Genomic DNA, 13,326 nt, shown 5'->3' with positions numbered 1-13,326 from the left:
CATCGCACACCGCCGCGGCCCAGCGGGCCGCGGCGAAAGGACAGCAATTGACTACGGACGAGTCGCTCGCGGAGCCGGCGGCCAAGGCGCCGCCGCGCAGCCCCCTGCGCGACAGGGACTTCCGCTGGCTCATGGTCGGCAACACCGCATCCAATTTCGGCGGGCAGATCGGTGACGTCGCCATACCGCTGGTGGCCGTGCTCACCGTGGGCGCGTCCTCGTTCGACGTCGGTGTCATGCGCACCGTCGGGCAGCTGCCCTATCCGTTGTTCGTGCTCTTCGTGGGTGTCGTCGTCGACCGTTGGCGGCGCCGCAACATGCTGATCGCGGCGGACCTCGGCCGTGCGGCCGCCCTGGCACTGATCCCGCTCGCCTACTCGATGCACCAGCTCGGGCTCTCGGCGCTCTACATCACCGCGTTCCTGATCGGCACGTGCATGGTGCTGTTCGACGTTGGCTCGCAGGCGTATCTGCCCCGGGTGGTGGAGCGGGACCAGATCCCCGCGGGCAACAGCCATCTGGAGACGGCGCGTTCGGCCGCGCTGATCGCCGGGCCCGCGCTCGGCGGCCTCTTCGTCGCCTGGTTCTCACCGGCCAACGCGCTGATCGCCTGCGTGGTGTTCTACCTGATCTCCGCCTCGGGTATCTGGCTCATCCGCAGGCCGGAGCCGAAGCCGACGCCGAGCACGGAGCCCGTGAAGCCGCTGAAGCAGATCGGCGAGGGCTTCAGGCTGGTCTTCGGCAGCGCGATCCTGCGCTCCGTCGTGCTGATCGCGGCCATGTTCAACTTCTGCTACGCCGGCTACCTCGCCATCTACCTCGTGTACATGCCCGTCGAGCTGAAGCTGTCCAGCTACGAGATCGGCCTCGCGCTCGCGGCCTCGGGCCCCGGTCTGCTGGTGGGCGCGCTGTTCTCCTCGCGGCTGCCGAAGCGGTTCGGCTACGGCCTGGTGCTGAACGCCAGCGCGATCGTGAGCTGCGTGTTCCTGCTCGGGGTGTCGCTGCTGCACGGCAACGGCTGGCTCACGGTGGGCACGTTGATCCTGCTGAACTTCGTGTACAGCGCGCTCAGCATGACGTTCGGTGTGACGCTGGCGGGCATCCGGCAGTCGATCACCCCGGACCGGATGCTCGGCCGGGTCATGGCGACCCACCGCTTCCTCGGTGTCGGCTCGGTGCCGCTCGGCTCCTTCGTCGGCGGTGTCCTCGGTGAGGAACTGGGCCTGCGCGAAGGCCTGTTCGTCATCACCATCGGGATGATCGTGGCGTCGTCCCTCTTCCTCTTCTCGGCGCTGCGGAAGATCGGCCGAGAGCTTCCCGAGGCCCTGGACGCATGACGCGTCACCGCGTCCGCCGGCCCGCCTGTCCCATCCCCGTAGAAAAACTGAGAGTGGATCATGAGTGACGACGTCCCGTACTTCGTGAACGGCGCCTTTGTCCTGGAGCCGGAGCCCATCCAGCCCGAGCGCCACGGCCGCGTGGACCTCTACGTGCCCCCGGCGGCCGAGGGTCCGCTGCCGGCGGTCGTCTTCGTGTGCGGTGGCCCGCTGCCCGCCGAGGCGGAGTGGATCAACCCGCGCGAGTGGCCGGTCTACCGCGGCTACGGCAACCTGCTGGCCGCCAACGGCCTGATCGCCGCGCCCCTCCAACTCCCGCTGCACGAGTGGGACCAGTTCCCCGGTGCCGCCGACGCCCTGAAGGAGGCGATCGAGCAGGTCCGCGCGGACGAGCGGGTCGACTCCGACCGGATCGCGATCTGGTTCTTCTGCGGCGGCAGCCCGCTGATCTCCGACTACCTCCGCACGCCGCCGGAGTGGCTGCGCGTGCTGGCGGCGACCTACCCGGCGCTCGGCTCCCGTCCGCACATGGAGCTGGAGCCCCGCTTCGAGCCGTCCCTCGCGGTGGCCGAGCACGGTGACGTGCCGCAGATCGTGCTGACCCGCGTCGGCCTGGAGGCCCCGCTGGTCGCCGAGACCGTGGAGAAGTTCGTCGCCGCGGCCGAGGAGCACCAGGTCGAGCTGACCATCATCGACGTGCCCAACGGTCACCACGGGTTCGACATCGTCGACCACACCGAGGAGTCGCGCGAGGCCGTGCACCGAGCCCTGAACCTCGTGCGCGAGGCCCTGGTCAAGTAGCCGCTTCGGGCCCTCGAGCAACAGGAAGAAGGGACAAGGGGATGAAGGAACAGCCCGAAGGACACCTCGAAACGGCACTGCGGTCCCTGGCCGCGGAGGTGGAGACCGCCCGCACCTGGAGCAGGGCCTCCCGCTCCCTGGGGCAGGAGCGCATCGTCACGGTGTTCGGTTCCGCACGCACCCAGCCCGGGGATCCGTCCTACGAGCTGGCCCGGAGCCTCGGTGCCGCGGTCGCGCAGCGTGGCTGGGCGGCCGTGACGGGCGGCGGTCCCGGCATCATGCAGGCGGTCCGGGACGGCAGCGGGGAGCTGCTGTCCAGGGCGGTCCGGATCGAGATCGCCGGGGAGGTGCCCGACACCGTGCTCGACCCCAGCCGGTCCATCACGGTGGGCACCTTCGCACTGCGCAAGCTGCTGCTCACCCACGACATCGACGCGCTGTTCGTCTTCCCCGGCGGCGTCGGAACGCTCGACGAGCTGTACGAGGTCCTGGTCCACCAGGACACCGACCAGCACCGCCCGTTCCCCGTGATCCTGATGCAGCCAGAGGGCGTCCAGCTCTGGGACGCCTGGCTGCGGTTCATGACCGAACACCTGGTGCGCACCGGCCTGGTCAGCCCTTCCATCATGTCCCAGGTCGCCATCGCGGACAGCGTCGAGGACGCCCTCGCGCTGGCGGACAAGGGCATCCCCGCCGACCGCGCGGGCGCCACCGCCTGACGTGCACCGCGGGGCGTCGGCCGGGCCACCGGTCGGCGCCCCGACACGTGTTCCGGCCCCCGCCACCGAAGCCATGAGCATCCACGAGATCGACAAGGTTGAGTATGGGTAAGTCAGTGTCCGGCCCGTTCAGTGAGCTCTCCTCCATCCAGCGGCGTCTGTGGTTCGTCGACCAGGTGCAGCCGGGCGACATCGCGTACAACATGCCGGTGGTGCTGCGGGTGCGCGGCTCGCTCGACACGGCGGCGCTGCAGACCGCGCTCGACGGCGTCGTCGCCCGGCACGGGGCGCTGCGCACCCGGTTCACGGTGGTGGACGGCGAGCCCGTGCAGGAGGTCCTGGCGGGCGCCCGGGTGCTGGTCGACGTGGTGGACATGCGCGACCAGCCCGACGCCGAGGCCGTCGGCCGGGCCCACGCCATGGGCGAGGCGCGCCGGCCGTTCGACCTGACCACGGCACCGCTGCTGCGGTGTTCGGTGGTGCGGCTGGGCGACGAGGACCAGCTCGTCGTCTTCACCATCCACCACATCGTCTTCGACGGCTGGTCCGCCGGCGTCTTCTTCGAGGAGCTGTCCCAGCTCTTCGGCGCGGACCCGGACGCCCTGGGCGCACCGGCCGCGCAGTACCTCGACCTGGTCGAGTGGGAGCGGACGGCTCGCGAGAGCGGCGAGCAGGACCGGCTGGTGGCCTGGTGGAAGGAGCGGCTCGCCGGGGCGCCCACGGTCCTGGAGCTGGTGACCGACCGGCCGCGCCCGGCGGTGCAGGCGCACCGGGGCGCGCGCAGGCGGCTGAGCGTGCCCCAGGACGTGGTCGCGGGCCTGGAGAAGGTGAGCCGGACCGCGGGCGCGACGATGTTCATGACCCTGCTGTCCGCCTTCGGTGTGGTGCTCGCGCGGCACGCCGGACAGGAGGAGGTGCTGATCGGCACGCCGGTGGCGTTCCGGCCGCGTTCGGAGTTCGAGCGGGCGGTGGGCTGCTTCCTCAACACCGTGGTGATGCGCGTGGACACCGCGGGGCAGCCGTCCTTCGCCGAGCTGCTCGGCCGCGTCAAGGACATGTCCCTCGAGGCCTTCGACCACCAGGAGGCGCCGTTCGAGCGCCTGGTCGCCGAGCTCTCGCCGGACCACGACCTCAGCCGCAACCCCCTCGTCCAGGTCCTCGTCAACTTCGAGCCGGAGCCGCGGCTGCCCTCGTTCCCGGGCTGCGAGACCGAGCACGTGCCGAACGAGGAGGAGGCGGCCAAGTTCGACCTCACCCTCTACGTGAAGTCCGCCGCGGGCCGCCTCGACCTCGATCTGGTCTACGACGCCGACCTGTTCACCGAGACCCGGATCGGCTGGCTGCTCGACCAGACCGCCGAGCTGCTGGCGCAGGTGAGCCGCAACCCGCACCGCTCCGTCCTCGGCTACCCGCTGCTCTCGCGGGAGAGCCGCGAGCTGCTGCCGGACCCGTACGAGCCGCTCACCCCCGACTGGCACGAGTCCATCGTCGAGCGCTTCACCAAGCACGTGGACTGCGCGCCGGACCGGGTCGCCATCACGTACAAGGACGAGACCTGGACGTACCGGGAGCTGGACCGGGCGGCCAACGAACTCGCCCGCCGGCTGCGCGCGTCGGGGGTCGGACGCGGCGACATGGTGGGCATCGTCATCAAGCGCGACCCGTCCACCCAGATCGCGATGCTGGCCGCGCTGAAGTGCGCCGCGCCGTTCGTGATCATCGACTCGACGCTGCCGGCCGGCCGGCTCGTGCAGTGCATGCGGGTCAGCGCCCCTAAGGCGCTGATGCTCACGCGGGGCTGCGAGGCCCTGCCGGACGAGGTGCTGGCGGCGATGCCGGAGGGCGCCGGAACGATCCGCCTCGACGACGCCGGGGCCTGGGCCGCCCTGCCCGGTGACCCGCCGGGCATCCAGATCTCCCCGGACGACGCCATCTACGCGGTGTTCACCTCGGGCTCCACCGGCGTGCCGAAGTGCGTGGTCACCAAGCACGACGCGGTGACGCACTTCCTCGACTGGTACGAACGCTCGCAGAACCTCGGCCCCGACGACCGGTTCGCGGTCCTCGCCGGCCTCGGCTACGAGGTGCTGATGCGTGACCTGCTGACCCCCATGTGGGTCGGCGGCCGGTCCTGCTTCCCCGTCCACGACCGCCTCGACTTCGCCCCCACCACCCGGTGGCTCGGCGAGATCGGCGCGACCGTCGTCCACCTCACGCCGCCGTACGCCCACGAGCTCGCCGCGGCCATGCCGCCCGGCGGCACACTGCCGGCGATGCGCCTGGTCGGCATCAACGGCGACGTGCTGCGCCGCCACACGGCCACCGCGTGGGCGGCGATGGCACCGCACTGCAGCCTGATCAACATCTACGGGGCGACCGAGACGCCCCAGGTGATCTCCTCGCTGTCGCTGCGCGACGTCGAATCCCCCGACCAGGTACGGCCGTTCCTGTCGAAGGCGCCGATCGGGCCAGGCATCACCGGTGTGCAGATCCTGTTCGTGAACCCGGCCGGCGAGCTCTGCGCCGAGGGCGAGGTCGGCGAACTGGTGGTGCGCACGCCCTACCTCGCGAGCTATCTGAACGGGATCGCGGGCGGCTTCACCACCAGCCCCTGGACCGGCGACCCGGAGGACCGCGTCTACCACACCGGTGACCGCATCCGGTATCTCGGCGACGGCTGCGCCGAGTTCGTCGGCCGCGTCGACCACCAGATCAAGCTGCGCGGCCACCGCATCGAACCCGGCGACATCGAGGGCGTCCTGGTCGGGCACGAGAGCGTGAGCCAGGCACTGGTGATGGTGCGCGAGGACCGCCCGGGCGACCGGCGGCTGGTGGCCTACGTGACGGCCGAGCCCGGCACGGTGACCGGGGCCGAACTGCGCACCCTGGCCGCCGCCGCGCTGCCCAAGCCGATGGTGCCCTCGGCCTTCGTCGTCCTGCCCGGATTCCCGCTGAACGCCAACGCGAAGATCGACCGCGCGGCCCTGCCCTCCCCCAGCAACGAGTGGGAGCAGAGCGAGCACTCCCGCCCGCCGGCCACCGAGGACGAGCGCCGGATGGCCGGGCTGTGGGAGGACGTGCTGGCCCTCGTCGGGATCGGGGTCGAGGACGACTTCTTCGCCCTCGGCGGCCACTCGCTGCTGCTCACCCGGCTGCTGTCCAGGATCAAGGAGACCTACGGGGTCAGGCTGAGCCTGCGCGAGGTGTTCGAGAACCCGACCATCACCGGGTTCCTCGCCCTCGTCGAGAACGGTGTGCCCGAGCCCGCCGAGGCGGAGCCGCTGCCGGTCCCGGTGAGCGGCGACGGCTCCCACGGCCTTTCGCTGGTCCAGCGCCGCCTGTGGTTCGTGGACCAGGTGCAGCCCGGCGACGTCGCGTACAACATGTCGGCGGTGCTGCGGGTGCGCGGCGACCTCGACACCGCGGCGCTGCAGACCGCGCTCGACGGCGTCGTCGCCCGGCACGGGGCGCTGCGCACCCGGTTCACCATGGTGGACGGGGAGCCCGTGCAGGAGGTCCTGCCCGGCGCCCGCGTGCTGGTCGACGTCGTCGACCTCGCCGACCGCGCCGACGCCGAGGAGGTGGGCCTCGCCTACGCGGCCGGTGAGACGCGCCGGCCCTTCGACCTCTCCGTGGCCCCGCTGATGCGCTGCCTGGTCGTGCGCCTCGGCGACGAGGAGCGGCTGCTCGTCTTCACCGTGCACCACATCGTCTTCGACGGCTGGTCCGCCGGCGTCTTCTTCGAGGACCTGTCGCGGATCTTCGCGGGCGGGCCGGAGGCCTGCGGGGCCCCGGCCGCCCAGTTCGCCGACCTGGTCGAGTGGGAGCGCGTCTTCCTGGACAGCGGTGAGCAGGACCGCCTGGTGGACTGGTGGAAGGAGCGGCTGGCCGGCGTCCCGACCGTGCTGGAGCTGCCCACCGACCGGCCCCGGCCCGCGGTGCAGGCGCACCGGGGTGCCCGCCGGCGTCTCACGGTGCCCGACGAGGTGGTGGCGGGGCTGGAGAAGGCCGGCCGGGAGTCCGGCGCGACCCTGTTCATGACGCTGCTGTCCGCGTTCGGCGTGGTGCTCGCGCGGCACGCCGGTGAGCGGGAGGTGCTGGTCGGCACGCCGGTGGCGTTCCGGCCCCGCTCCGACTTCGAACGGTCCGTCGGCTGCTTCCTCAACACGGTGCTGATGCGGGTGGACACCGGCGGCCGGCCGTCGTTCGCGGAACTGCTCACCCGGGTCAAGGACATGGCGCTGGCGGCCTTCGACCACCAGCAGGCGCCGTTCGAGCGCCTGGTCGCCGAGCTCGCGCCCGACCACGACCTCAGCCGCAACCCGCTCTACCAGGTGCTGTTCGCCCTGCAGAACGTCCCCGAGGTGCCGCTGCGGCTGCCCGGCCACGAGGTCGAGGCGCTCGTCAGCACCGAGGCCCGCGCGCAGTGCGACATCAGCCTGCGCTTCACCCAGGGCGACGACGGCCTGGTCGGCATGCTCGACTACGACCTCGACCTCTTCGACGAGGCCACCGTCGACCGGCTGACCGGCCATCTGCTGAACGTCCTCGCCCAGGTCGCGGCCGACCCGGCGGTCCCGCTGGACCGGCTGCGGCTCGCGGGCGAGGCCGAGCGGGAGCGGCTGACGCGCTGGAACGGGACGGCCACGCCGTACGACCTCGACCGCACGCTCCCCGAGATCATCGCCGAGCAGGTGCGCCGCACCCCCGACGCGCCGGCCGTCCGGTTCGAGGACGAGGTGCTGAGCTACGCCGAGCTCGACGGCCGGGCCAACCGGCTGGCGCTGCGGCTGCGCGAGAACGGTGTGGGACCGGACGTGGTCGTCGGCGTGCACCTGCACCGCTCCGTGGAGCTCATGGTGGCGCTGCTCGCCGTGCACAAGGCCGGCGGCGCCTATCTGCCGCTGGAGCCGGACCACCCGGTGGAGCGGCTGCGGACGATGGTCCGCACGAGCGCGGCGCCGGTCGTCCTGACGGCCGGACCCGCGGGGACCTTCGCCTCCGGCGGCTGCGTGGAGCTGGCCGTGGGCCGCGAGAGCGCCGAGACGGGGCCGGAGCCGACGGCCCGGGCGGGCAATCTCGCCTACGTGATCTACACCTCCGGCTCCACGGGCACGCCCAAGGGCGTCCAGATCCCGCACCGCGGCATCGTCAACCGGCTGCTGTGGATGCAGGAGTCGTACGGCCTGACGGCCCGGGACCGCGTACTGCACAAGACGCCGATCAGCTTCGACGTCTCGGTGTGGGAGCTGTTCTGGCCGCTGATGAACGGCGCCTGCCTGGTCCTGGCCGCCCCGCGGCGACACCGCGAGCCGGAGTACCTGGCCCGGCTGATGGCCGAGACCGGCGTGACCGTCTGCCACTTCGTGCCCGTCATGCTCCGGGCGTTCCTGGACACCCCGGACGCGGCGCGGCTGACCGCCCTGCGGCTGGTGGTGTGCAGCGGCGAGGCGCTGCCGGCCGACGTCGCACGGCTGGCCCTGCGCACCCTCGACGCGCGGCTGGAGAACCTCTACGGCCCGACCGAGGCGTCCGTGGACGTCACGGCCTGGACCTGCGCGAGCGACGACGACTCGGCGCCGGTGCCCATCGGCGCGCCGATCGCCAACACCCGGACGCACGTCCTGGACGACCGTCTCGCCCCGGCCCCGATCGGGGTGGCGGGCGAGCTGTACCTCGCGGGCGAGGGTCTGGCCCGCGGCTACCAGGGGCGTGCCGCGCTGACCGCCGAGCGGTTCGTCGCCGACCCGTACGGCCCGGCCGGCACCCGGATGTACCGCACCGGCGACCGCGCGCGGTGGCTGCCCGGCGGCCGGCTGGAGTTCCTGGGCCGGCGGGACGACCAGGTGAAGGTGCGCGGGTTCCGGATCGAGCTGGGCGAGATCGAGCAGGTGCTCGCGCGGCACGACCTGGTCGAGCAGGCGCGGGTCCTGGTCCGCGAGGACCGGCCGGGCGACCGGCGGCTGATCGCCTACGTCACCGCGCCGGCCGGCCAGGTACCGCCGCCGGCCGCCGAACTGCTGGCGCTGGCGGCCTCGTTGCTGCCCCGGTACATGGTGCCGGCGGCCGTGGTGGCGCTCGACGCCTTCCCGCTGTCCTCCAGCGGGAAGATCGACACGAAGGCGCTGCCCGAGCCCGTGGTCGAGCGCGAGGCGGCCTCTCGGGTGCCGGCCACGGAGCCGGAGCGGATGCTCGCGGCCCTGTGGGAGGAGGCGCTGGGAGTCGACGGCGTCGGCGCGGACGACGACTTCTTCCAGCTCGGCGGCGACTCCATGCATGTGATCGCGGTGGTGGGCCGGGCCCGGCAGCGTGGCTTCGGCTTCACCGTCGAGGACATGTTCCAGACCCCCACCGTCGCCGCCCTCGCCGCGCACCACCGCGGGGGTGCCCGCGAGGAGACCGAAGACAGTCCTGTGACCGAAAGCGTCGGCGAGTTCTCCCTGTTGTCCCAGGAGGACCTGGCCCGACTGCGTGAAGCGTGACCGGCGGGAGCTGAACACCATGGCGATTCAAGATGCTTACCCGCTCACGCGGCTGCAGTCCGGGATGCTGTACCACAGCCATCTGGACCCGGCGGGTTCCACCTACCACGATCTGTCCAGCCTGCGGATCTCCGGACCGTTCGACGAGAGCCTGCTGCGCGGCGCGCTGGCCGCGCTGGTGGCCGGCCACGACATCCTGCGCAGCAGTGTGGAGCTGACCCGGTTCAGCGAGCCCATGCAGCTCGTGCACGACACCGTCGAGCCCCCGCTGACCGTCGAGGACCTGTCCGGACTGGGCGCGGCGGAGCAGGAGGAGCGGCTCGCCGTGTGGCGGGCGGGCGAGAAGGCCCGGCCGTTCGACCTGGGCACCGCCCCGCTGCTGCGGGTGCACGCCCAGGTGGTCGGCGGCACCGCGTTCTGGCTCCACCTGAGCTTCCACCACGCGATCCTCGACGGCTGGAGCCTGTCGCTGCTGACCTCCTCGCTGCTGTCGGAGTACGACCGGGCGCTGTCCGGTCACGCGCCCCGGGTGCCCGAACTCGGCACCCGGTTCCGCGACTACGTGCTGCTGGAGCGCAAGGCGCTGGCGGACGGCGCGGCCCGCGACTACTGGGCCCGGCTCCTGGAGGACACCGAGGTGCTCGAACTGCCGCGCTGGGGCGGCGGCCGTACGGGCGCCGCGGCGGAGCGGTCCGCGCGGGTGCACCGGGTGGCCTTCGGGGCCGAACTGACCGAGCGGATCAAGGCCTTCGCGGCGGACTCGCGAGTGGCGACGAAGGCCGCGCTGTACGCCGCGCACGCCGCGGTCGTCGCCCGGCTGTCGGGACAGCGCCGGGTGCTCACCGGCCGCGTGGCCAACTGCCGCCCGGAGACGGCCGACGGAGAGCGGGTGATCGGCCTGTTCCTCAACAGCACCCCGCTGGTCGTGGACACGGGCGGGACGAACTGGCGCGACCTGGCCCGGCAGGTGCACCGAGCGGAGGGCGAGGCGCTCGTCCACCGACGCTATCCGCTGGTCCAGATGCAGCGCGACCTGAACCGGGACACGCTCTTCGAGACACTGGTCGACTACCGCGCCATGCGGAGCTACGGCGGTATGTCGCTGACCCATCTGACGGTCGACGAGACGGACTTCTTCGAGCAGACCAACCTGTCCTTCACCGCCAACTTCGGCGCCGACCCGGGCACCGGCGAGCTCGGCCTGGGCATCAACCACAACGCGGCGGAGTTCACCGCCGAGCAGATGGAGGCGATCGGCGGTTACTACACCGCGGCGCTGCGGGCCATGGTGGAGGACCCCGGCGCGTCCGTGTCGGGCACGCCGCTGCTGACCGCGGCGGAGACCACCCGGCAGCTTCGGGAGTGGAACGACACCGCCGCCGAACTCCCCCTGGACCGGCCGCTGCCCGCGCTGCTCGCGGAGACCGCGGCCCGCCACCCCGGCCGGGTCGCGCTGCGCGCCGGGGACCGGGAGCTGACCTACGCGGAGCTGTACCGGCGGGTGAACCGTCTGGCCCGGCGGCTGCGCGAGCAGGGCGTCGGCCCCGGAGTGATCACCGGCGTGTGCATGCGGCGCTCGGCGGACCTGATCACCGCGCTGCTGGCCGTGCTCTCGGCCGGCGGTGCCTATCTGCCGCTGGACCCGGAGTACCCGGCCGACCGGCTGGCCTACATGCTGGCCGACGCGCAGGCGCCGGTCGTGCTCGTCGATCCCGGCACGCGGCCGCCCGAGTCCCGGGCGACCGTGCTGACGATCGCGCCGGACACCCTGGACGAGGGCGCGGACGACGCCGTCGACCCGGGCCTGCGGGCGGAGGACCTGGCCTACGTGATCTACACGTCCGGCTCGACGGGCCGGCCGAAGGGTGTCCAGATCCCGCACCGCGCGCTGGTGAACCTGCTGCACTCGATGATCTCCGAGACCGGTCTCACGGCCGGGGACCGCTGGCTGGCGCTCACCTCCCTGTCCTTCGACATCGCCGGACTCGAGGTGTTCGCCCCGCTGCTGGTGGGCGCCGAGCTGCGCGTCCTCGAGGACGACGCCGCGCACGGCGCCGAGCTGGTCGCCGAGGTGCGGCGGGCCACGATCGTGCAGGCCACCCCCTCGGCCTGGCGCATGCTCGTGGACGCCGGCCTCGGCAGCGAGCCCGGCGTCCGGGCGATCAGCGGCGGCGAGGCGCTGCCCGGAGACCTCGCGCGGCAGCTCGCCGAGCGGCTGGGCTCGGTGTGGAACGCGTACGGGCCGACGGAGACCACCATCTGGTCCTGCCTCCAGGCCGTGCGCGCCGACGAGCCGGTGACCATCGGTACGCCGCTCGCCAACACCCAGGTCTACGTGCTGGACGACACCCTGCGTCCGGTGCCGGTGGGGGTCCCGGGCGAGCTGTACATCGGCGGCGAGGGCGTGGCCCGCGGCTACCGGGGGCAGCCCGCCCTGACGTCGGTGCGCTTCGTGGCCGCCCCCTTCGGAGCCGAGGGCGCGCGGCTGTTCCGCACGGGGGACACGGTGCGCTGGCGGCCGGACGGCCGGCTGGACTTCATCGGCCGGAACGACCACCAGGTCAAGATCCGCGGGTTCCGGATCGAACTCGGCGAGATCGAGTCGGTACTCGCCACGCACCCGGCGGTCGGCCAGGTCGTCGTCACCCCGCGCCCGGACCGGCGCGGCGAGCACCAGCTCGTCGCCTACCTGGTCGCGGCCCCGGGCTCCGGAGCGGCCGCCCCGCAGGAGCTGCGCGCGCTGGTGGCGGCCCGCGTACCGGACTACATGGTGCCCGCGGCGTACGTGTGGCTGGACGCGTACCCGCTGACCCCGAACGGCAAGATCGACCGGGCGGCGCTGCCGGACCCGGACCGCAGCGGCACCGCCGCCGGGCGGATCGTCGAACCCTCCACCGGGACCGAGCGGATGGTCGCCGGCCTGTGGGCGGAGGAGCTCGGGCTGGACACGGTGGGCGCCACCGACTCCTTCCGGGACCTGGGCGGGCACTCCATCGCCGCGCTCCGCATCGTCCTGCGGATCAAGGAGGCCACCGGCCACGAGGTTCCGCTGGCGAGCCTGCTCACCGGCGCCACGGTGGCCTCGCTCGCGGAGGGCATCGACGCGGGCCGCGAGGACGAGAGTTCGATCCTCGTCCCCCTGCGTGAGGCGCCGGGTTCGGACCAGCGGCCGCTGTTCCTGATCCATCCGCTGGGCGGCACGGTGTTCTGCTACGGTGCGCTGACCGACGCCCTCCCGGCGGACCAACCCGCCTACGGGATACAGGCCTTCGACCACGTGGCTCCCGACGGGCCGCGGCCCGCGACCATCGAGGCCATCGCCGAGCACTACCTGGACGTGGTGCGCGCCGTGCAGCCCGAGGGGCCGTACCGCTTCGGCGGCTGGTGCATGGGCGGTGCCGTGGCCTACGCCATGGCGCGCCGGGTGCGGGAGGAGGGGGGACAGGTGGAGACGCTCGCGCTGATCGACTCCAGCATCGCCGACCCCGTACCCCCGGCCTGGGTCGACGACGACGCGGCCGCGATCCTCGGCGCGTTCGCCAACCAGCTCCCGATCACCCTGGCCGAACTCCAGCGGGTCCCCGCCGAACGGCGGCTGGCCCACGCGCTGTCGCTCGCCGAGGGCCACCTCGCACGCCCCGACGTGGGCAGCGTGGACGACCTGCGGCGCCTGGTGGATCTCTACCGCCGGCACGCCAAGGCGCTGCTGGAGTACCGCGACGGCGCCCACGACCCGTACCGGGGCAGCGCGGTGGTGATCCGGGGCGAGGACGCCCCGCACACCACGCCGGACCTGGGCTGGAGCGCCAAGGTCGAGGGCCCGCTCGTGGTGCTGACGACCCCGGGTGACCACCGCAGTCTGCTCGCGGAACCGCGGGTGGGCGACCTGGCCGGCCGGCTCGTGGTCGCCATGCGCGAGGGCGTCGGCGCCCTGGCGCGGTTCACCGGCGAAAGCGCCGTGCACTGATGGCGCACCGTTCGGCGGCC

The 13,326-nt window shown here is 72.8% G+C and carries 5 protein-coding genes; all 5 read left to right on the top strand.

The genetic code is table 11. From position 1 onward, the window contains the following. Positions 1–47 precede the first annotated feature (47 nt). The 5 genes from ACZ6B1_RS10535 to ACZ6B1_RS10515 all read left to right on the top strand — a co-directional run bounded on the left by ACZ6B1_RS10535 (position 48) and on the right by ACZ6B1_RS10515 (position 13,306). Positions 48–1,337 (top strand): MFS transporter, encoded by a 1,290-nt coding sequence (locus ACZ6B1_RS10535; protein ID WP_468776770.1) that lies wholly within the window; start codon positions 48–50, stop codon positions 1,335–1,337. 60 nt (positions 1,338–1,397) lie between these two features. After that, positions 1,398–2,138 carry an alpha/beta hydrolase gene (locus tag ACZ6B1_RS10530; RefSeq protein WP_468776768.1) on the top strand — a complete coding sequence of 247 codons (741 nt, stop codon included), beginning with the start codon at positions 1,398–1,400 and terminating at the stop codon, positions 2,136–2,138. A gap of 41 nt (positions 2,139–2,179) precedes the next feature. Next, on the top strand, positions 2,180–2,857 hold the full coding sequence (locus ACZ6B1_RS10525; protein ID WP_468776766.1) for an LOG family protein: 678 nt from the start codon (positions 2,180–2,182) through the stop codon (positions 2,855–2,857). A 104-nt stretch (positions 2,858–2,961) separates the two neighbouring features. Continuing rightward, complete coding sequence (locus tag ACZ6B1_RS10520) at positions 2,962–9,339, top strand: amino acid adenylation domain-containing protein (RefSeq protein WP_468776765.1); 6,378 nt, start codon at positions 2,962–2,964, stop codon at positions 9,337–9,339. A gap of 19 nt (positions 9,340–9,358) precedes the next feature. Then, positions 9,359–13,306: a non-ribosomal peptide synthetase gene (locus tag ACZ6B1_RS10515; RefSeq protein WP_468776763.1), complete on the top strand. Its 3,948-nt coding sequence runs from the start codon at positions 9,359–9,361 to the stop codon at positions 13,304–13,306. Positions 13,307–13,326: the final 20 nt, after the last annotated feature.

The sequence above is a fragment of the Streptomyces sp. NPDC041129 genome (genome assembly GCF_055592265.1).
Note: the sequence above shows the minus strand (reverse complement) of the source record. Positions and strands in the feature narration are given on the sequence as shown.

Bases quoted from the DNA above. Each gene is read 5' to 3' on its own strand.
- ACZ6B1_RS10530 (WP_468776768.1), top strand. From the start codon at position 1,398: ATGAGTGACGACGTCCCGTACTTCGTGAACGGCGCCTTTGTCCTGGAG.
- ACZ6B1_RS10525 (WP_468776766.1), top strand. From the start codon at position 2,180: ATGAAGGAACAGCCCGAAGGACACCTCGAAACGGCACTGCGGTCCCTG.
- ACZ6B1_RS10520 (WP_468776765.1), top strand. From the start codon at position 2,962: ATGGGTAAGTCAGTGTCCGGCCCGTTCAGTGAGCTCTCCTCCATCCAG.
- ACZ6B1_RS10515 (WP_468776763.1), top strand. From the start codon at position 9,359: ATGGCGATTCAAGATGCTTACCCGCTCACGCGGCTGCAGTCCGGGATG.